General features: G+C 44.3%; 18 protein-coding genes, 1 pseudogene and 1 riboswitch. Of the genes and pseudogenes, 11 read left to right on the top strand and 8 right to left on the bottom strand.

Annotation, left to right across the window (positions count from 1 at the left end; all coding sequences use genetic code 11):
- Nucleotides 1-108: 108 nt before the first annotated feature.
- Nucleotides 109-564, bottom strand: a pseudogene (locus tag IEV18_RS13900) (AMP-binding protein); the annotation flags it as partial.
- 269 nt (nucleotides 565-833) lie between these two features.
- Here IEV18_RS13900 and IEV18_RS13895 point away from each other — a divergent pair.
- The 6 genes from IEV18_RS13895 (at nucleotide 834) to IEV18_RS13870 (ending at nucleotide 7,400) form a co-directional block, all read left to right on the top strand.
- Entirely contained in the window at nucleotides 834-1,850 is a 1,017-nt protein-coding gene (locus IEV18_RS13895; RefSeq protein WP_188392991.1) for a TAXI family TRAP transporter solute-binding subunit, read from the top strand.
- A 136-nt stretch (nucleotides 1,851-1,986) separates the two neighbouring features.
- A complete protein-coding gene (locus IEV18_RS13890) occupies nucleotides 1,987-2,517 on the top strand; it encodes a DUF1850 domain-containing protein (RefSeq protein WP_188392990.1) in 531 nt (176 codons plus the stop codon).
- Entirely contained in the window at nucleotides 2,510-4,540 is a 2,031-nt protein-coding gene (locus IEV18_RS13885; protein WP_188392989.1) for a TRAP transporter permease, read from the top strand. The genes IEV18_RS13890 and IEV18_RS13885 overlap by 8 nt, the downstream gene beginning before the upstream one ends.
- A gap of 173 nt (nucleotides 4,541-4,713) precedes the next feature.
- A complete protein-coding gene (locus IEV18_RS13880; protein WP_188392988.1) occupies nucleotides 4,714-5,448 on the top strand; it encodes a sulfite exporter TauE/SafE family protein in 735 nt (244 codons plus the stop codon).
- 154 nt (nucleotides 5,449-5,602) lie between these two features.
- Complete coding sequence (locus IEV18_RS13875; RefSeq protein WP_188392987.1) at nucleotides 5,603-6,949, top strand: MATE family efflux transporter; 1,347 nt, start codon at nucleotides 5,603-5,605, stop codon at nucleotides 6,947-6,949.
- 70 nt (nucleotides 6,950-7,019) lie between these two features.
- The gene (locus IEV18_RS13870; protein WP_188392986.1) at nucleotides 7,020-7,400 is read left to right on the top strand and encodes a RidA family protein; all 381 of its coding nucleotides are present in this window, start codon (nucleotides 7,020-7,022) and stop codon (nucleotides 7,398-7,400) included.
- Between the two features lie 69 nt (nucleotides 7,401-7,469).
- On the opposite strand, the gene IEV18_RS13865 is transcribed toward IEV18_RS13870, so the two are convergent.
- The gene (locus IEV18_RS13865) at nucleotides 7,470-8,669 is read right to left on the bottom strand and encodes an MFS transporter (protein ID WP_188392993.1); all 1,200 of its coding nucleotides are present in this window, start codon (nucleotides 8,667-8,669) and stop codon (nucleotides 7,470-7,472) included.
- A 278-nt stretch (nucleotides 8,670-8,947) separates the two neighbouring features.
- Between IEV18_RS13865 and IEV18_RS13860 the strand changes: the two genes are divergently transcribed.
- Nucleotides 8,948-9,874: a DUF1002 domain-containing protein gene (locus tag IEV18_RS13860; RefSeq protein WP_373281937.1), complete on the top strand. Its 927-nt coding sequence runs from the start codon at nucleotides 8,948-8,950 to the stop codon at nucleotides 9,872-9,874.
- Between the two features lie 245 nt (nucleotides 9,875-10,119).
- Nucleotides 10,120-10,869, top strand: coding sequence for a LysM peptidoglycan-binding and 3D domain-containing protein (locus IEV18_RS13855; RefSeq protein WP_188392984.1), 750 nt, complete (start codon nucleotides 10,120-10,122; stop codon nucleotides 10,867-10,869).
- A gap of 34 nt (nucleotides 10,870-10,903) precedes the next feature.
- Here the strand turns inward: IEV18_RS13855 and IEV18_RS17460 are convergent, their stop codons facing one another.
- On the bottom strand, nucleotides 10,904-11,038 hold the full coding sequence (locus IEV18_RS17460; protein WP_268235423.1) for a hypothetical protein: 135 nt from the start codon (nucleotides 11,036-11,038) through the stop codon (nucleotides 10,904-10,906).
- Between the two features lie 246 nt (nucleotides 11,039-11,284).
- Here IEV18_RS17460 and IEV18_RS13850 point away from each other — a divergent pair, with 246 nt between their 5' ends.
- On the top strand, nucleotides 11,285-12,472 hold the full coding sequence (locus IEV18_RS13850) for a glycine C-acetyltransferase (protein ID WP_188392983.1): 1,188 nt from the start codon (nucleotides 11,285-11,287) through the stop codon (nucleotides 12,470-12,472).
- A gap of 41 nt (nucleotides 12,473-12,513) precedes the next feature.
- On the top strand, nucleotides 12,514-13,467 hold the full coding sequence (locus IEV18_RS13845; RefSeq protein WP_188392982.1) for an NAD-dependent epimerase/dehydratase family protein: 954 nt from the start codon (nucleotides 12,514-12,516) through the stop codon (nucleotides 13,465-13,467).
- Nucleotides 13,468-13,627: 160 nt separating this feature from the next.
- On the opposite strand, the gene IEV18_RS13840 is transcribed toward IEV18_RS13845, so the two are convergent.
- The 5 genes from IEV18_RS13840 to rarD form a co-directional block, all read right to left on the bottom strand.
- A complete protein-coding gene (locus IEV18_RS13840; RefSeq protein WP_188392981.1) occupies nucleotides 13,628-15,250 on the bottom strand; it encodes an ABC-F family ATP-binding cassette domain-containing protein in 1,623 nt (540 codons plus the stop codon).
- Nucleotides 15,251-15,333: 83 nt separating this feature from the next.
- Entirely contained in the window at nucleotides 15,334-15,963 is a 630-nt protein-coding gene (locus tag IEV18_RS13835; protein WP_229733660.1) for a YpmS family protein, read from the bottom strand.
- Nucleotides 15,964-15,965: 2 nt separating this feature from the next.
- Entirely contained in the window at nucleotides 15,966-16,835 is an 870-nt protein-coding gene (locus IEV18_RS13830; protein ID WP_188392979.1) for an SGNH/GDSL hydrolase family protein, read from the bottom strand.
- Between the two features lie 161 nt (nucleotides 16,836-16,996).
- A complete protein-coding gene (locus tag IEV18_RS13825) occupies nucleotides 16,997-18,712 on the bottom strand; it encodes a PLP-dependent aspartate aminotransferase family protein (protein WP_188392978.1) in 1,716 nt (571 codons plus the stop codon).
- 102 nt (nucleotides 18,713-18,814) lie between these two features.
- Nucleotides 18,815-18,929, bottom strand: a riboswitch (SAM riboswitch).
- A gap of 73 nt (nucleotides 18,930-19,002) precedes the next feature.
- Nucleotides 19,003-19,908: an EamA family transporter RarD gene (gene rarD / locus IEV18_RS13820; RefSeq protein WP_188392977.1), complete on the bottom strand. Its 906-nt coding sequence runs from the start codon at nucleotides 19,906-19,908 to the stop codon at nucleotides 19,003-19,005.
- Between the two features lie 164 nt (nucleotides 19,909-20,072).
- Here rarD and megL point away from each other — a divergent pair, with 164 nt between their 5' ends.
- Complete coding sequence (megL, locus tag IEV18_RS13815; RefSeq protein ID WP_188392976.1) at nucleotides 20,073-21,254, top strand: methionine gamma-lyase; 1,182 nt, start codon at nucleotides 20,073-20,075, stop codon at nucleotides 21,252-21,254.
- The last annotated feature ends 151 nt before the right edge of the window (nucleotides 21,255-21,405 follow it).

Genomic DNA, 21,405 nt, shown 5'->3' with positions numbered 1-21,405 from the left:
AAGAAGGCTTTTCGTAGTAACGATGAAATAAAGGCAAATGCGGCATGATCAACTTAGTCTGCATTCAAATATATCAAGGGTTTAGAGCAATTTTAAGCGTGCGAAAGTTGAGTATAGAGTTTTCAGGTTCGTTTCCGGGAGTTCCTCTTTATCCGTCATCACGATAAAGGCCTTTACCGCAGGGAGCTGGTCTTTAATTTTTTCAACGAGCGGGAGAATATCTTCATCGACAAACAGAACTTTATCTTCCGCATGGTTGATGATATAAATAATATGTTCCGGGGAAAGACGGATATTAATCGTATGCAGTACCGCCCCCATACCTGGTGCAGCAAAGTAAATTTCCAGGTGGCGGTGGTGGTTCCAGGCGAGAGTTCCGATTCGGTCGCCGTATTCGACGCCGAGTTCCTTAAGGGCGCTCATCAGACGCCTAGTCCGTTTGCCGATTTCTCTGTAGGTGAGAACGTGGAGTTTGTCATGGGTTTGGGAAATGACCTGCTTTTTCGGAAAAAACTTTTCTGCATGTTCCATCATGGAGCCGACGGTTAAGGGGATGTTCATCATCATAATCCACTCCTTTTATCATATTAATGACAACTAGGTAATCTAATCGTACTAGCTATTTTTTAAAATGTCAATAATTTCAGAAAACTCTATATAGAAGATATATTCGGCGCTTTTTTCGTTTATTTGTCAATATTTTCCTGCTGTGTTATACAAAAAACAAGTATAATTATTTTTCAATAGTCTACTTTAAATAAGAGAATAATTTGACAATGGATTGCATTCTATATAGAATGTAAACGTAAACATGACTATGAAGGGGGAAAACTATGAAGAACAAAAAGCTGTTACTTTCGTTTTTAATGATGCTATTTGTTGCTCTCGTGCTGGCTGCTTGCGGCGGAGACAGCGGTGAGGAAACAGATACAGGTTCAGATGATGCTGGCACCGAAGAAAGTGCTGGAGAAGGAGAAAAACCTGAATTTTTAAGTATGTTAACTGGCGGTACGAGTGGTACATATTATCCGCTAGGCGGGGAAATGGCAAAGATCATTACCGATGAAACAGGAATTCAAACGGATGCTCTATCATCCAATGCTTCCGCAGATAATGTCGTTGCTCTGCAAGAAGGGGAAGCTGAGCTTGCCTTCGTACAAACGGACGTAGTGGCGTTTGCCGTTGAAGGAGTACAGGCTTTTGAAGGCAATCCGGTAGATAACGTATTAGCTCTTGGATCCCTCTATCCTGAAACAGTACAAATCGTAACGACTGCTGACTCTGGTATTACATCCGTAGAGGATTTGGCAGGTAAAAATGTTTCTGTTGGAGCCCCTGGTTCCGGAACATACATCAATGCGGAACAAATTCTTGAAGTTCACGGCATGACAATGGATGACATTAATCCGCAAAACCTGGACTTTGGTGAGTCTGTAGGCGGAATTAAGGACGGAAACATTGACGCAGCCTTCGTTACAGCTGGAACGCCTACGGGAGCTGTTGAAGAGCTGGGAGCTACAGAAGAAGTAGTAATTGTTCCTATTGCTCAAGATAAAGTAGACGAACTAGTAGAGAAATATCCATACTATGCTGCAGATACGGTTCCAGCAGGAACTTACGGCTTAGCAGAAGATGTGGAAACGGTTGCAGTTCTAGCAATGCTTGCAGTAGTAGACAGTCTGTCTGAAGATGTCGTATACGATATTACAAAAGCAATTTATGAAAACGTCGATGCAATCACCCACGCTAAAGGCGAGTACATTACTCTTGAGTCTGCTCTAGACGGTATTGGCATTCCATTGCACCCAGGAGCAGAGAAATTCTTCAAGGAAGCAGGAGTACTTGAATAATTTTTGAACAAAAATATATATTTTATGAAAAAGGCCGGCTGTCAAACCTATCTCTAGGTCGTTGCTGCCGGCCGATTTATGTTATAATAAAAAAATCTCCATACACACGAATGGATACGAATAGGTGGACAAAGTAATGATGCGTAAAATATTTCTGCTTTTCTTGCTCGTTCTGCTTATCTCTCTCTTCGTTTTTATAATTCCTGTTCGTACCGCTTTAGTTTTTTATGAGAGAAATACGGACCATTACGAAGTATTTCTCCCGTTGAAAGCTGGAGATACTTTCCAAATTATTTTTACACACTCCATCCATTTAACCGATGTGGTTGAAAAATATAAAATCACGGAAAATTTGCAAATTGAACAATATGAATTCGTATATGAAGAATTTGGGATCGGTATGCCCTCGAACGCAGAAGAGGGCGAATCTTTTGTGTACGAAGACGGAAAGTATCATATAAAAAACATGAATAATGTGTTCGAATCCCTCCGAATTCGCAACGGAAAAACCGTATCAAAGCACCGCCTAGTATGGGGAACAAAAGATGACGAGCAAAAACATATGGTTTGGTTTAATGATTATTTCGAGCCGGGGGAGTGGTATACGTTAAAAGTTGAAAGACTCTCTCTATGGGATTACGTGAAAGGAGTGAAAATACATGAGTGACAACAAAGAAAAGAGCTCACTTACGGAAGGTTTATCGGAGGAAGAACAGCAGAAGCTGCTCGAAAAATATGATGCGGAATCGAATACGAGAAGACTTGCCGGTTTTGCCGGCGGGCTTGTCTTCATTCTGTTGCTCGCCTTTTCCCTTTTCCAGCTGTATACCGGGGCGTTTGGCGCATATACAGCATACATTCAGCGTACGATTCACTTAGGATTTGCGCTATCCCTTATCTTTTTGCTGTTTCCTGCTAGAAGAGGTACGAAGAAAAACAAAGTTGCCTGGTATGATTGGATTTTAGTTATTTTATCTATCGTTGTGACCGGGTATTGGCCGGTTTATTATGATACGTTAGTACAGCAAATTGGCGGGATTGACGGTGCACAGATGGTAATCGGAGGTCTTGCGATTTTACTCGTTTTAGAGGCTGCCCGTCGTGCCGTTGGATTGCCGCTTGTCATTATTGCATCTGCTTTTTTGCTATATGCCCTATTTGGTCCCCAAATGCCGGGAATGCTGGCGCACCGGGGGTTAAGCTTACAGCAGCTAATTAATACGATGTTCTTTACGACGGAAGGTATTTTAGGGACACCATTGCAAGTATCTTCCACCTATATTTTCCTGTTCCTATTATTTGGCGCTTTTCTCGTAAAGACAGGAGTAGGATTATATTTTAATGATTTAGCGTTGGCTATTGCCGGTCGCCGGGTAGGCGGGCCTGCAAAAGTTGCCATTTTTTCCAGCGCGTTGAACGGAACGATTTCGGGAAGTTCAGTTGCCAACACCGTAACGACTGGTGCATATACAATTCCAATGATGAAACGATTAGGGTATCGTCCGAATTTTGCCGGGGCGGTAGAAGCTGCATCTTCGACGGGAGGGCAAATCATGCCGCCGATTATGGGGGCTGCTGCCTTCCTGATGATTGAATTTGCCGGTGTTCCTTACTGGGATATTGCCAAAGCAGCTGTAATCCCCGCAGCTCTATACTTTTCCGGAATTTGGATTATGACCCATTTAGAGGCGAAGCGAATCGGGCTGTTAGGATTGCCGAAAGAAGAACTTCCAAATAAAAAAGAAGTATTTAAAAAGCTATACTTGCTGCTTCCGATTATTGCGATTGTATATTTCCTTTTCGCCGGCTTCAGTATTGAAAGAACGGCAATTTACGGCATTTTATTTACGATTGGTGTCAGTTTATTTAGGAAAGATACGAATCTTTTCCTCGATGAAAACAATAAATTTACGATCCGCAAGTTAGTAGATGCACTGACGGACGGGGCACGCACTGCGTTAGGCGTTGCTGCAGCGACGGCATCTGCCGGTATTATCGTCGGTGTCGTCACGAAAACGGGACTTGGATTGAAGCTTGGAAACGGGCTTGTTGATATTGCTGCTTCCATAACAAGCTCGCCAATGCCGCTTTTGTTTTTAACTTTAATGTTTACAATGATTACCTCAATCATTATCGGTATGGGATCGCCGACGACGGCGAACTATATTATTACATCAACTATTGCTTTGCCTGCCATTATGGCATTGGTCGATCAATATGAGTTTGTCATTCCGGTGCTTGCGGCGCATATGTTTGTCTTCTTCTTCGGAATTGTTGCTGACATTACGCCGCCCGTTGCTCTGGCAGCCTTTGCGGCGACAGGCATTTCTGGAGGAGAGCCAATACGAACCGGATTTAATGCGGCCAGGCTGGCTATTGCCGCCTTTATCATTCCGTATATGTTTATACTGGAACCGCAAATGTTAATGATTGATGTAACTCTTACAGGAGTCATATGGATTTTGATTACTGCCATCACCGGAATGATTGCGATTGGCGCCGGTTTAATCGGTTTCTGGTACCGCAAATTGTATTGGTTTGAACGTATTATCGCAGTGATTACCGGATTGCTGCTCGTATATCCGGAAGGAAATTCGGATATTATCGGTCTTATCGTCTTCGTTGTCATGGTAGCGATTCAGTTTATGGGCCGGAATTCGAGCAAAGGAAAAATGCAGGAAGCAAACTGATCAGAACAGAGAAAGGGTTATCCTCAATGTAGGATAACCTTTATTTTTTCATTTAAGGAAGATTTTGCTTTACTTTGCAGTTAGAAATAACTTTTTATTATCATTTTGTATATAAATATTGTATTTTACCTTATAACAAAACCTTCCTATACTTAATATAGGAGGTGGTTCGTGTGGAACTGCTTGTTATATTTTTCGTAGGTATTATGGCGACAACTTTAGGGACAGTTGCTGGCGGCGGCGGTTTAATCAGTCTGCCGTTGATGATGTTATTCGGTGTTCCGATTCATTCGGCCATCGGTGCAAATAAAGTAGCCAACACGGTAAGTTCTTTTTCCAGTCTTTTTCATTTATGGCGTCATAAGAAAATTACGTTGAAGGAATGCTATTGGATTATTCCTGTCAGTGCAGCAGGCGGCCTGAGCGGAGGATTTGCCGCGACTTTAATCGCGGCAGAACATCTTTACGTGATAGCTATTATTTTACTCTTTTTCTCCCTTATTACATCCATGATAGGAAAGCGGAATTTTACTGGCGGCAATGTATTAAAGCCGAATAAGATAAGTATTTCAGGATTGTATAGTATCGGAATATACGACGGACTGTTTGGTCCGGGCCAGGGGACATTAATGTTTTATTTTTTTGCTTATTTAAAAACAGATTACGTCCGTGCCGTCGGATATGTCCGGCTAGCCACATTTTCCAGCTGTATCGGTGCTGCAACGATGTATATTGCCTCAGGGAAAATTATATGGGTGATTACGATAGCACTTTTGTCCGGATCGGTCATCGGTGCACAAATTGGGGTTCGGATTGCGGAAAAGCTGAAACCGTCCCATATTAAACCGATTTTAAGGGTAGTAACATTGGCGATTATCGTACAGATAGTTGTGGAGAAAGTAATATAGAGAAATGAGATAATGCCGATCTAAGAGCATTAATTGTCTGTACTTTCCCCTTCGAAACGCCTATAAATTAGCTACGGAAAAAATAAAGATTAGGAAATTGCTGACGAATCATATACAATGGAAAAGGAATGATCGAAGAAAGATGTGGTTTTAAATGAAACAGAAGCAGCACGATTTTACCGAGGGAAATATATTCAAACAGCTCATCGTTTTTTCCGGCCCGCTCATGGCGGCCAATCTGCTGCAAACTTCCTATCAGTTTATTGACAGCCTCTGGGTCGGGAATTTGCTCGGGGCTAATGCCCTTGGGGCTGTCGCTGTTTCCGGCACGATTATCTTTACCGTGCTTTCCTTTGTCATCGGAATGAACAATGCCGTCCTTGCCATTTTGTCCCAGCAAAAGGGGATGAAAAATGAGGAAGGTTTGCGCCGGTATTTAAATGCCTTCGTCGTCATCTTATCCGCCATCGCCATCGGACTCGGCATCATCGGTTTTGTGTTGGCGAAACCATTCTTACAATTGCTCGGAACACCGGAAAGCATGATGGAGGAAGCGGCTGTATATTTGCAAATTAATTTTCTCGGAATTTTATTTCTGTTCGGGTACAATTTTATCTCCACCGTCCTTCGGGCGCTGGGGGACAGTAAAACGCCAATGCGCTTCGTCATGATTGCCGTCGGTTTAAATATTGTGCTTGACCCGCTATTTATTTCCGGCTTCGGCTGGGGCGTGGAAGGCGCCGCCTATGCGACCGTCCTTTCCCAAGGTTTTTCCTTTCTGTATGGAATTACTTATACGATCAGTCGGGAATTAGCACCGTTCACGATGCCAAGTTTGCCGGCATGGGAAGAAGTAAAACTGATTCTTCATTTAGGAATACCGTCCGGGCTGCAGATGGCGGTCATCTCCGCCGGGTCGGCAGCGATTATGAGCGTGGTTACCATTCATGGCGCGAGTGTCGTTGCCGGCTTTAGTGCTGCCCAGCGTTTAGACAGCATCCTCATGCTTCCTGCCCATGCATTAAGTACAGCGGTGAGCAGTATGGCAGGGCAAAATATCGGGATTCAAAACTGGAAACGGGTACAGCAAATTGCCAAATATGGGGTACTCTATAATTTTTCCATTATGTTTCTGATCGGAGTTGTTGTACTGCTTTTTGCCCGCTACGGCATCCAGCTGTTTATCCGGGAAGAAGCTGCGGTGGAATTCGGGAAAACGTATTTGCAAATTATCGCCCTTTGTTATCCGTTTTTAGGCATTAACTTTATTTTAAATGGCATCGTCCGGGCGGCGGGTGCAATGTATCCGGTACTCATACTAAACATTATTTCGTTTTGGGTTTTGCGCTATCCGTTAACATTTTTATGCTCCAGTCTTTTCGGCGAAAATGGGATTGCCATTGGCATGGGGGCGAGCTTTATTATAAGCAGCGGGGTTGCCTTTCTCTATTTCCGCTTTGGCGGCTGGCGAAAAAAGGAATTGTTCTCTGCAGAAGGATAAAGAAATGCTTGTCTATCGGAACAGGGAACATGTAAAATATGTTGTATAACACATTAAAGGAGGGTGTATTATGGTCAGAAAAGAAATACATACGAAGGAAGCGCCGGCAGCCATCGGGCCGTATTCCCAGGCCATTCAAGCAGGTGATTTTCTCTTTGTTTCCGGCCAAATCCCGGTTGATCCGAAAACAGGTGAAGTAGTTGAAGGAATCGAAAAACAAACGGAGCAAGTTTTAAAAAATTTACAGGCGATTTTGCAGGAAGCAGGCGCCGACTTTTCCAGCGTTGTCAAATTTACAATTTATTTGTCCGATATGGAAAATTTTGCAACCGTCAATGAGATTTACGGCAGTTTCTTGACGAAGCCGTATCCGGCAAGGGCAACCGTTGAAGTGAGCCGCTTGCCAAAAGACGTTCTCGTGGAAATGGACGTTATTGCCTTAGTAAAATAAGAACAAAAATCCAGCCAAAATAGATGGCTGGATTTTTTTTAAGGGAATGCTGCCCGCTGCTGCAAACTATTAATGTTTTAACAGATGCCGCCATTTGCCCAAATCCATTTCCTGTTTGCTCCACACCAAGAACATGACGATGCCGCATAAAAGGAGCAGGGCGCTGGTGGAGATGAAAACAGCGGAAAATCCAAAGGTTGCCGCGATGATGCCGCCTAAGGCAGGGCCGACAATATTCCCGAGAAAACGCAAGCTCGTGTTATAGCCTATCACTTCCCCCTGCATGGACAGGGGTGCGACTTGCCGGATATATGCCATGCGGACGGGAATAATTCCGCCGATGGATACGCCTAAAAGAAAGCGGAGGATAATCAGCTGCCAGATGTCGGTCACAAAGGCTCCCGGCAAATAAACGATTCCGGCTATAAACAGAAGTATAATGAGGATTTTAATATGGCCGAATCTGTCTCCCAATGCACCCCAGTTTCTTGACATAAGCAAATTGCCTAGTCCGGCAGCAGAAAAGGCGATGCCGGCAAAGAAAGCAATATTCTCCGGTCCGTGAATTTCCTGGACAAACAACGATAAAATCGGCTGGATGCTGAAATGGGCAATTTGAATAAAAGTGGATAACAATAGTACGGTTAACAGGACCGGACGCTGGAAAATAAACTGAATGACCTCTTTCATTGAGTAGGAACGGTAATCTCGGCTGTCGTCGGACAGCTTCATCCGGACTTCTTTAATTCCGAATAACACGAGCAGTGCCGACAGGAAGATCGTAACAGATACCCATTGAAACGTTTGATGAAAGCCGAAACGGTCGGCAAGCATTCCTCCTAGCATCGGCCCCATCAGGGCACCGGTAATATTTCCGGTCTGCAGCGTACCTAATACTTTTCCGGCAATTTTCTTTGGTGTCTGAGTGGAAATGAAGGCTTGGGACATAGGAATAAATCCGGTAACGATCCCCATAAATAAGCGGAGAAGGAATAATTGCCAAACGGTTGTGGCAAACCCCATAAACAAAACAGAAAGCCCTACACCGGCTGCGGATAGGACTAAAATATATTTTCTTCCATATTGATCTCCAATTCGGCCCCATATCGGGGAAAAAATAAATGCGGTGACAAAAGTAATTCCGAAGGTGATTCCGGACCAAATTTGCACCTTATCGTCAGGATAATTTCCAAAAGACTCAATGTATAATGAAAGGAAGGGGATGACCATCGTCATGCTCCCGGCAATAAAAAAATTAGCCAACCACATGATTGCTAAATTTCGTCTTGCCACATTTTTATTATAATCGATTGTTCTTACCTTCTTTCTGAACACGCATCGTTATTAAATAAAATATTTCGTGTCTCTAAATAAATCATACATGAATGACGGAAAAGAAGAAACCTTTCTGCTTAGGAGGCATCTAGTAATTGTGCATAATGGAAAGAACAGGGTATAATAGCAACATGAACAGGAAAATGGTGATGATTTCATTTGGACAAGCATAGAAATGAAGAGAAAATGGCGATAAAGGAGCTGGAGATATGATGAAAGGATTATGGAAAAAATCGCTGGCGCTTTTGATTACGCTGGCACTGTTTTTTGGAATGCCAATGTCGATATTTGCTTCCGATGGTGCGACCGATACGGACAGCATTAATGAAAAACTCGGACCGCCAATTGTCGTATACGGCGGGACGTTAACAGATGAACAAAAAAATGAGGTAAAAAGGCTGCTTGAAGTGACGGATTCATCGGATGTTGTCGAATATGAGGTGACCGGTGCCGATATTGCAAAATATATTAATGGCGACCCAAACTCACGAATGTTTTCCTCTGCGAAAATTGTCCGTCAAGAGGAAGGAAATGGGCTGACCATCAACATCGTTACGCCGGAAAACATTACGGAAGTGACGAAGGATATGTACGCTAATGCCCTTTTGACTGCGGGAGTGGAAGATGCGACGGTAGACGTGGCATCTCCTGTCAAAGTGAGCGGCCACTCCGCGTTAACGGGGATATATAAGGCGTATGACGCCGAAGGGGAAACGCTGGATAAAGAACGGATGGAACTGGCCAATGAAGAGCTGGACGTGGCTACAGATTTGGCAAACCGGGAAGGGATGAGCGATGAAAAGGTAAGCCAGCTGCTTACGGAAATTAAACAGATGATTGCGGAACAAAACCCGGCATCGAAAGAAGAAATCGAGCAAATTATTAACGAACAGCTCGATAAGATGGGAATCAGCTTAAGCGAACAGGACCGGCAAATGCTGATTGATCTGTTTGAAAAAATGCGCAACTTGGATATTGATTTTGGCAAAGTCCGCAGCCAATTGGAAGACATTGCCAACTCCCTGATTAAAAATGCCGAAGAGTTAGGGCTGGATGAAGGCTTCTGGCAAAAAGTAGCCAATTTCCTCAGCGAGATTTTCGGTGCTTTAAGCAGTTTCTTCCGGGGATTATTTAACTAGTAAATACGGAGACTCTAACCAAGAGTCTCTTTTTTATTTGAATCCAATATATGGCAGGCAAACAGAGAAGAAATCTATTGCTACCAAAACAACTGGTATTTTTTGGTTCTTTTATATCAAAACTGTTACATTTGTCAACCTTTGCCCCAACCTGTAACAAGATGTAAATGATTGTTAATCGTGCTGTTACGGCTTTTTCGGAATCTGCGTGTTAGTATATTCCTAGATTATAAGGAGGAATATACATGAAGAAAATATTATCAGCGATTGCGCTTGCTGGTGTCCTTACTGGCGGTGCAGCATCTGTATCGGCAGAAACCTATGAAGTAGAAAAAGGGGACAGCCTATGGGATATTGCTGAGGAATACGATACAACCGTAGATAAACTGGTTGAAATCAATGACTTAAAGACGACCGTCATCCAGCCAAAACAAGTGCTGCTCGTAGATGAAACATATACAGTATCAAAAGGAGATACGTTAATAGGCATAGCCAATAAATATGGAGTTTCTGTTGAGGAAATAAAAGAATGGAACGATTTGCAATCAGATATTATCGTAATCGGCCAAACATTAACGATTAACGGAATCGAGACAGAGAAGAAAATTGCAAAATCAAAGAGCAATCCAGGTCCATCTGCTAAAGCAACAACAAACGCTAAAGAAAACAAAGCGAAAGAATCAGCAAAAACCGAATCCCCTGAAGGCAAGGAGCTTACGGTGACGGCCACCGCCTATACGGCAAACTGTGAAGGGTGTACCGGTGTAACGTACACAGGAGTAGACTTAAAGAAACAGCCGAATGTGAAGGTGATTGCCGTTGATCCGAAAGTAATCCCCATCGGCAGTGAAGTATACGTAGAAGGCTACGGCTATGCTACTGCTGCAGACATCGGCAGTGCAATTAAAGGAAATCGGATCGATGTTTATGTTCCGACGGAGAAGGAAGCACTGAACTGGGGAAGACGGAGTGTTAAAGTAACGATTATCGAGTAAAAAAGGAAGATGCCTGTTTTGCGGGCATCTTCTTTTATAAATCTATCGTTTTTGTTTCATGTTCAGTTTCTTCTTCAATTTCTACCGAATCATTGGATGTTTGTGTCAAGCCGAACAGACTCATGGCAATAATCATGCATGCAAATAGTGCTACTAATGCCTTTCTCAATGATGCCAACCCCCACTATTTACTATTACATCCATAATTATAAGGAAAATAGGTCTATTTTACTAGAGGAAATCAATGTAAATATAAATGATAATATTTGCCTTTTATGGTGCTTTTGTCCCCAACATAAGATATTAACAGATTCATTGCTATTTTCAAAGTTTTTGCATTTTGAATTGAAAGCGATTACAATAAAAATGGTAATTTTTCATCTTTGCAAGTTTAACAGGAGAGGAGATTTATTCGATGAGTACGATATTGGACAGATTTTTGGATACAAATATTCAAGATTTGAAGGATCGGGGCTTATACAATGAAATCGACCCGCTGGAAAGCGCCAATGGACCAGTCATTACAATTGGCGGGAAAAAATTGCTTAATCTTTCTTCGAATAATTATTTAGGTTTGGCAACAGATGAAAGATTAATAGAAGCTGCCCGGGAGGCACTGGAAAAATACGGTGTTGGTGCCGGGGCTGTACGAACGATAAACGGAACATTAAATCTCCATGTCCAATTGGAGGAAGCGATTGCCCGCTTTAAAGGAACGGAAGACGCCATTAGTTTTCAATCCGGCTTTAACTGCAACATGGCGGCTATTTCGGCAGTAATGGATAAAAATGATGCGATTCTTTCCGATACGCTGAACCATGCAAGCATAATCGACGGCTGCCGGTTGTCCAAGGCAAAAATTATTACGTATGAACATTCGGATATGGATGACTTGCGGAAAAAGGCGAAGGAAGCGACCGAGTCCGGGAAATACAATAAAGTAATGGTCATTACCGACGGCGTTTTTTCCATGGATGGAGATATTGCGAAACTTCCGGAGATAGTCGAGATTGCCAAAGAATTTGACCTGATTACTTATGTGGATGATGCTCATGGCTCTGGTGTAACCGGTGACGGAGCAGGGACGGTGAAACATTTTGGTTTGCAAAAGGAAATTGACTTCCAAATCGGAACCTTGTCCAAAGCGATTGGTGTTGTCGGAGGCTATGTGGCGGGGAAGAGGAAGTTAATCCAATGGCTAAAAGTGAGGTCCCGGCCGTTTCTATTCTCGACGGCAGTAACTCCGGCAGACGCAGCAGCAAGCAGGAAGGCAATAGAAATATTAACGGATTCGAAGGAATTGGTCGAGAAATTATGGGATAACGGGCGTTACTTAAAAGAAGGTCTGAAGAAGCTTGGCTTTGATGTCGGGAACAGTGAGACACCGATTACGCCATGTATTGTCGGCGATGAAAAACTGACCCAAACATTTAGCCAGCGGCTCTATGAAGAAGGGGTGTATGCGAAGGCAATTGTCTTTCCTACCGTTCCAAGAGGAACAGGGAGGGTCCGCAATATGCCAACGGCTGCTCATACGAAAGAAATGCTGGACGAAGTAATTGCCATTTATGAAAAGGTTGGAAAGGAACTGAACTTAATATAATTTATCTTCAACTCATTTCAGCATAAGGGAGTTTAGGATCGATGAAAAACATACTCGTTACTGGAGCTTTAGGACAAATCGGTTCCGAACTGGTGGAACGCTTGCGGGAACTGTACGGCCCGTCTCATGTCATCGCGACGGATATTCGCGATTCCGAAGAAATGAAGGAAAAGGGGCCATTTGCAATTGTCGACGTGCAGGATGCGGCCCGGCTTTACGAAGTTGCCAACAAATACGAAGCAGATACGATTATTCATCTTGCTGCCTTGCTTTCGGCAAAGGCGGAAATGATGCCGAAACTGGCATGGGACTTGAATATGAACGGCTTATTAAATGCTTTAGAAGTGGCGAAGGAACTGGGGGCTCAATTTTTCACCCCCAGCTCCATCGGGGCATTTGGCCCATCGACCCCGAAAACGGCTGCACCTCAGGAAACGATTCAGCGGCCAACGACAATGTACGGCATTAATAAAGTTGCCGGAGAATTGTTATGTGATTATTATTTTCGGAAATATGGCGTCGATACCCGGGGCTTGCGTTTCCCAGGGCTCATTTCCTATCAGACGGAGCCCGGCGGCGGGACGACCGATTATGCAGTGGATATTTATTACGGAGCGGTACAGGAGGGAATGTATACGTCCTACCTGAAAGAAGATACGTATTTGGACATGATGTATATGAAAGATGCCATTGATGCCATTATTCAGCTGATGGAAGCGGATGGGAAGAAATTGCAGTACCGGAACGCCTATAATGTAACAGCCTTTTCTGCCTGTCCAAAAGATTTTGCCCAATCCATCCGCAAATGGCTGCCGGATTTTCAGTTTTCGGTGAAGGTTGACCGTACCCGTCAAGCTATTGCTGACAGCTGGCCGGATCATATCGACTGTTCCCAGGCGGAACAGGACTGGGGATTCCGTCCGGCCTATGACCTTGATGCGGTAACGAAAGATATGCTGGAAAAAATCCGCGGGAAAATAACAGCGGAAGATTGAATTTATCTATAACGTTACCGCGCATTATTTCGGCGAAAAGGGTCTCATTATCGGCGAAAAGTGTTCCATTATCGGCGAAAATTAAAATATCGGCGTTTCCTTGGATATCGGCGGTTCTCTAGTAAAGGAAAAAAGTCTCCCAACTCGGGAGACTTTTTCGTTATACGGCGTACATTTCTTTAATTTGCTGCTGCAGCTGTTGGTCTTGCACGTATTCGTCGTAGGTCATTTCTTTATCAATCATGCCATTTGGCGTGATTTCAATTAAACGGTTGGCAATACTGTTGATAAACTGATGGTCGTGGGAGGTAAACAGAATGGATCCCTTGAATTTAATAAGTCCGTTATTCAATGCCGTAATTGATTCCAAGTCCAAATGGTTTGTCGGGTCATCAAAGAGCAGGACGTTGGCATGGGAAAGCATCATTTTCGCCAGCATGCAGCGAACCCTTTCTCCTCCAGACAATACTTTTGCCTTTTTCAATGCTGCTTCGCCGGAGAATAGCATTCTGCCAAGAAAGCCGCGCAAAAAGGTTTCCGTTTCATCTTCCGGAGAAAATTGCCGCAGCCAGTCTACCAAGGTGAGCTCGACATTTTCAAAGTACTCCGAGTTATCCTTTGGAAAATAGGATCGGGAAGTGGTGACTCCCCATTTATAAGTGCCTTCATCCGGCTCCATTTCGCCCATTAAAATTTTGAATAAGGTCGTATAGGCTAAATCATTTTTGCCAACGAAAGCAATTTTATCATCCTTTTTCATCGTAAAGGTGACGTTATCGAGCACCTTTTTCCCGTTGATGGATTTCGTTAATCCTTCCACGTGAAGCAGGTCGTTTCCGATCTCCCGCTCTGGCGTAAAGGCAATATACGGATATTTCCGGGAAGAAGGTTTAATATCATCGAGGGTAATGCTTTCCAGCAGCTTTTTCCGGGATGTTGCCTGCCGGGATTTGGAAGCGTTGGCGCTGAAGCGGGCGATAAAAGCTTGCAGCTCTTTAATTTTTTCTTCTTTCTTCTTATTCGCTTCCTGGGCCATTTTTTGTGCCAATTGACTGGATTCATACCAGAAATCATAGTTTCCGATATAGATTTCAATTTTGCCAAAGTCTACATCGGCAATATGGGTACATACTTTGTTCAGAAAATGCCGGTCGTGGGAAACGACGATAACCGTATTTTCAAAGTTAATGAGAAATTCCTCCAGCCATTGAATCGCCTGAATGTCCAAGCCGTTCGTCGGCTCATCGAGGAGAAGGATGTCGGGATTTCCGAAAAGGGCTTGCGCGAGCAATACTTTTACCTTTTCATCCTCATTTAGTTCCGCCATTTTTACTTGGTGGAGCGGTTCATCAATGCCTAATCCTTTTAATAGAATGGCAGCATCGGATTCTGCCTCCCAGCCGTTCAGTTCGGCAAATTCCCCTTCCAGCTCTGCGGCCCGCATGCCGTCTTCTTCGGTAAAGTCCGCTTTCATATAGATGGCGTCCTTTTCCTGCTTCACTTGATAGAGCCGTTCATGCCCCATGAGTACCGTGTCCATGACCGTATGTTCTTCGTAAGCGAAGTGGTCCTGCTTTAATACGGCAATCCGCTGGCCGGGGGTGATGGAGACAGAGCCTGTTTGCGGCTCAATTTCACCGGATAAAATTTTTAGAAAAGTGGATTTGCCTGCACCGTTAGCGCCAATAACGCCGTAGCAGTTCCCCGGGGTAAACTTTAAATTGACATCTTCAAACAGTTTTTTGTCGCCATAGCGCAGGCTGACATTGTTTACCGTAATCATCTATTTTTCCTCCATAATCTGTTAAGTAATCAAGCTAAGCTTACGTTATTTAGAGGGGTTCGTCAATGAAACTTTCTTTCTCATTAATTACCATCTTTCCGTATGAGTTCCAGCGTTTCATACGGGATTTTAACGCGGAAGGCGAGATGGTCCCCTTCAAGGTCAATATGTTCAGCAGACAGGGTAAAATTACTGTTCAGCTCCATCCGTTTGACGGCAATGTAAATTTCTTCCCTCTCCGGCAAAATTTGCACCCAGTCCGGCACTTCCAAATATTTCTTCATATATTCCATAATTTTTTTATTCGGCAATTGCAGCTGGCCAATGGAGATGGAACGCTGTTTTAAGACGATGTTGCCATTTTCCACGAAAGGGACGAAATGGACGTTGAGCGGTACCGTTGTGGAAAAAACAGGCAGCTCTCCAACAAGCTGCACGTCTTCATCCAGCACGATGTAATAACGGTGTTTCGAACCTTCCAGCAGTTCCTCTAAGTAAGCATTCACCAAATTATTTACGTTCTGCTTTGTCGTGCGGATGACAAATTCGGAACTGGAGGAAGGGAGATCCGGAATTTCGGACCGCTCTTCCTCGGGAGATACCGGCCAAAAGATGAGCGAAAGCAGGAGGAAGATAACCGCAATATTGAAACCTAGCAAGCTATAAAACAGTCGTTTCCATTTCCGCTCGCCTCTTATCTTTTTCCGTTGCAATTTCAATCAACTCTTTTCAAATGCAAATATTGTAAAATACGGTTGGTGATGTTTACGTAGCTGTTATAATTTGGATGAAAATGGTCTTCCGCATATAATGGCGCATTCTGTCCCTGGAATAAGTCGGCAATCGGAATGAAGTAGGTATCGTCATGGGAGTCGGCAATTTTTTTCACTGCCTGATTCCATCCTTGGACAATCGTTTCGATTTCCTTAATGTCATGGAAATATACGCCAAAAGGGTTATAGAATCCGAGGAAATAAATTTGAGCATCTTCGCTATACGACCGGATGATTGTAATGATTTTTTCGATTTGTTTTTCGAAACGGTGACGGGCATCTAGGAATTCCTGCAATGTTAAATTCATAAAGTTTTCCTTTGCCACTTGCATAATGTCGTTGGCACCGATGGTAATGAAAACGATATCGGCCTGTTCAATCGCCCTTTTTGCTTCTTCCTTTTCTAAAAGCTGAATTAACTGTTCCGAGCGGGTGCCGCGCTTGGCAAAAGTATCAAAATGAATCCGTTTTTCTCCTTCGTTGAAAAGGTGGTTTAGCATACCGATATGTCCGCCGTAGCCTGATTCATCTCCGACCCCTTGGGTTAACGAATCACCGATGGCGGCAATGCGGGAATATTTTTTCTGAAATTCCTTGAATCGCTCCGCGTCGATTTCTGCCTCTGCCGCTAAATCTATCTTTACGGTCTCCATGTCCGCCCCTATTTCCAGCATTTCTTTTTGCTTTATCTTTGCCTGGTGAAAGGGATGGAACTGCATGGAGTTGCGGGCCCCGCTGTCAGATGGGAGACAGGAATGCAAGAGCAAACTGACTAACAGGATGAACGTCAAATGATGAGGGTATGTTTTCAATTTGCATCACGCCTAAGCTGTTTACTATATTCTATGATGTGTAAGTCCAATGTCTATACAACTTTTTCTATACCTTAACATTGTGAACAAATTGGAGAAAAGTTAAACAAAAAAATCGCCCATTTCGGGCGATTTTTTATATAAAAGGAGAGGGGGATCATTTAGGCAAAAACGGGTGTTTCTTTTTGACTTCCGCGCAAACGCAATGCTTCATCATACGGGTTTTTCTTCGTTACAACGTATATGTTTGCTGCTTTTAAGTATTCCACCGTTTCCTCATTATTTTCTGCCTGTTCGGCAAATAAAAGGTGAACTTCTTTCTGGATAATCGCTTCGATAATTGTTTTCGGTATGTTTCCGCCAACCCAGACAGCATCTACCGGAGACGGGACATCTTGAAGCTCTTTATAATCGGCAGCGTCATCGCCAAAGGTGACGACTTCGTATCCAAGGGCAGAAAGCTTCTTCCGTTTTGTTTCATCTGCTCCGTGGGCCGCAATTGTTTTCTGCCGAATATTGCCGTTTTCCCGGGCAAATGGGGAAGACAATACCCATTGTAGCGCGTCTTCTTCCGTCGTTTTAATGACAGGATCTTTGCCTGTTGCGATGGCGATTGCCCGGTCTAAATCTTGTAAAATATCTTTTGTCGATTCAAGACCGATGGACAGGCGAACAAGCTCTTCCGTTACGCCGCTCTTTTTCAAGTCTTCTGCCGACAGCTGCTGATGTGTTGTAGATGCCGGATGGATAATCAGCGATTTTGCATCGCCGACGTTGGCCACATGGGACCATAGCGTAATATTGTCGATTAGTTTTCGTCCTGTTTCCCGTCCGCCTTGAATGCCAAACGTTATAATCGAGCCGAAGCTTCCATTAAAATATTTTTTTGCCAGTTCATGGGACGGATGTTCTGGGAGACCTGGATAGTTCACCCACTCGACGGCCGGGTGATTTTGCAAAAATTCAGCGACTTCCTGGGCATTTTTTCCGTGGCGCTCAATCCGCACATGCAGCGTTTCTAGTCCTTGCAGGAACAGAAAGGCGTTTTGCGGACTGAGGCAAGCACCGATATCTCTTAAAAGCTGCACCCGCAATTTTGTAATATATGCTGCCGGCTCTAAGTCGACGTATTTTAAACCGTGATAGCTTTCATCCGGCTCGGTGAATCCAGGGAATTTGCCGTTGCCCCAATCAAAACGTCCGCCGTCCACTACAACACCGCCGATTGCTGTTCCGTGGCCGCCAATCCATTTTGTTGCCGAATGGACGACAATGTCTGCCCCCCAAGCGAGCGGCTTGGCAAAATAAGGGGCAAAGGTGTTGTCAATGATGAGCGGAATCCCGTTCTCATGGGCGATTTCCGCCACCTTTTCCACGTCAAACACGTTCAGGCTCGGGTTGGTGATCGTTTCCCCGAAGATGGCCTTCGTTTTATCGGTAATGGCTTCCCGGAAGTTTTCCGGATTCGTTCCGTCCACGAATTTCACATTGATTCCGTACCGCGGCAGCGTATGGGCGAACAAGTTGTACGTTCCGCCGTACAAATTGCTGTCGGTAACAATCTCATCCCCGGCTTCGGCAAGGTTCAGGATGGCAAAGGTAATTGCCGCCATTCCGGAAGAAGTTGCTACGGCGCCGACACCATCTTCTAAGAGGGCGATCCGCTGTTCAAAGGCGTCCACCGTCGGGTTCATAATCCGGGAGTAAATGTTTCCCGGCTCTGCTAAGCTGAATAAGTTTTGCGCATGTTCCGTATCACGGAAAACGTAGGAAGTGGTCTGGTACACAGGAACGGCACGGGAACCGGTAGCCGGATCCGGCGCTTGCCCTCCGTGCAGAAGTAATGTTTCGTCTTGCGGAAAAGAAAAGTTTGCCATAAAAAATTCCTCCTTTGATTTTTTTGCATCTGGAGGAAGAGAGGAGTATGTAAAAAGCCCTCTTCCTAAGAAGAGGGCTATAAGTGTATATGTTTAGACCTCCTCTTATCTTCCAGATCGAATTGACCTGTAGGATTTAGCACCATCAAAGCAAGCGCTCTTGCTTTAGGTTGCCGGGTTTCATTGGGCCTAGTCCCTCCACCACTCTTGATAAGAGATATTCAATATGAAAATTTAATCCTAAGTATAATTGTTGGAATTTCTTTTGTCAACGGTTTTTATGAAAAATTTTAAATTTTTTCTGTATGGCGAACTTTGGCTGTCTGCTTATGATGGGATGTCATAAAAATGACGAGTGCCGCCCAAATAAAGAGAAAGGCGATGAGATGCTCCTGGGTAAATGGCTCCCGAAATACAAAAACGCCGATAAACAGCATAATCGTCGGATTCATAAATTGCAATATTCCCGTCATGGAAAGGGGAATACGTTTCGCCCCGCTGCCAAACAAAAGCAGGGGCACTGCGGTCATGATTCCAGCCCCAATTAAAAGCAGGCTAATGTTTACCTCGCCAGCAAGCTGAAAAGACCCATTCGGCAATGTCCATAAATAAAGCAAGGCGATTGGTGTGACAAAGACCGTTTCTATGGCAAGGCCGAACATGGCAGGTACCTGCACCGTCTTTTTCAGCAAACCGTAAAAGGCAAAAGAAAGAGCCAAAACGAAGGAAATCCAAGGGAATACACCGTAGCTTACTGTTAAATACAATACGCCGGTTCCGGCAAGAAAAAAAGATGCGATTTGACCCCGGGATAAACTTTCCTTTAATACAATCATGCCGAGAAAAATGCTAATGAGCGGATTAATATAGTAGCCGAGGCTCGCTTCAACGACATGGTCAGTATTTACCGCCCAAATGAAGGTGAGCCAGTTTAAGCTGATTAACAGGGAGGCAAGCAGTATACGGAAAAATTTCCCTTTATCTTTTATAATGGAAGCACTTTCCGTTATAAACTTCCCCCAATTTCTCGTTAAAAAAATGATGGCAATCATAAAAACGAAGGACCAGACAATCCGGTGAGCTAATATTTCCCCTGACGGAACCGTTTCGAGGAATTTCCAGTATATGGGCATGACCCCCCATAATAAATAGGCAAGCACCATATAGATGATGCCGAGTTTCTCCTGATTCCCCATAACGAACCCCCCTCTGCAAATTAAAAACATTTTAGATTGGATGTAAGATTTTGGCAAGCAGAAAGTCCTGAGCAAGTCTATCGTAAACGCTTTCATTTATCCTTCTCTAGGCATATAATAAGAATAGACAGAATTTTTCCTATATTGGTAGAGGGGGATGTAAATTGAAGCGAGAGTACCACTTTGAAACGAAGGTCATTCACGAAGGATACACGGATCAGGATTGGATGGGCAGTTTGACCCCGCCGTTATTTCAGACATCGACTTTTTCCTTTGCGAGCGCCGAGCAGGGAGAACGGCGGTTTGCCGGGGAGGAAGAAGGGTATATTTATTCCCGGCTGAAAAACCCGACGGTGAGCATCTTCGAGGAAAAAATGGCCGCGTTGGAAAACGGGGAACGGGGCCTTGCCTTTGCCTCGGGAATGGCGGCGGTTTCAGCAGTGCTTACGTCATTAACGAAAGCAAAGGACCATATATTATGTTCCTCCGGATTATATGGCTGTACTTTCGGACTCCTTTCGATGATGCGGGAAAAATACGATATTTCCTTGGATTTTTCCGAAATGGAAACGGAAGAAGAAGTCCGCAGCCGCATTCAGCCAAATACGGCACTGATTTATATTGAAACACCGATCAATCCGACGATGAAACTGATCGATTTGGAAATGGTGAGCCGGGTAGCGAAAGAAAGAGGGATTCCGGTCGTCGTCGATAATACGTTTTCTTCTCCGTATTTGCAGCGGCCCCTTGACCTGGGCTGTGACGTTGTCATCCATAGCGCGACAAAATATATCGGCGGCCACGGGGATGTCATTGCCGGGGCAGTCGTCGGGAAAAAGGATTTTCTCGATCAGGTGGCAATGACGACCCAAAAAGATATGGGCGGCGTCATGTCCCCCTTTGATGCCTGGCTGTTAATCCGCGGCTTAAAAACGATGCCTGTTCGTTTAGACCGGCACTGTGACAATGCGGAAATTATTACGTCCCTGTTAAAGGAGCACCCGAAAGTGGAGCGGGTGTACTATCCTCATGATTCAAGCCACCCGGATTATTCTATCGGCAAGAAGCAGATGAAGCGGGGCGGGGGAGTCATCACCTTTGAAGTGAAAGGGGGCAAGCAAGAAGCCCAGCGGCTCCTTAACGAACTTTCCTTAATTAAAATTGCCGTCAGTTTAGGGGATCCGGAGACGTTAATCCAGCATCCGCAAACGATGACCCATGCGGTAGTTCCCCCAGAAAATCAAGGATCCATGGGAATTACCGATTCGATGCTCCGCCTTTCCGTCGGCCTTGAAGCCTGGGAAGATATTTGGCGGGACTTGGAACAGGCGCTGGATAAAATATAAAGCAGAAGCATTCCGTGAACTTTGTTCATGGAATGCTTTTTTTGGTGTGCCCGGCATGGGTGCAGACTATAGGGTGAAAGTCCCGAACAGTGAAGGCAGTAGTAGCTGTAGCTTAAGACAAGGGCATGGGGGGTGACCGTCATGTCTGAAG

Source organism: Compostibacillus humi, from assembly GCF_014637175.1.
GTDB lineage: Bacteria > Bacillota > Bacilli > Bacillales > Amphibacillaceae > Oceanobacillus > Oceanobacillus humi.
The sequence above is the reverse complement of the archived record's forward strand: the minus strand, read 5'-3'. Positions and strand labels throughout refer to the sequence as shown.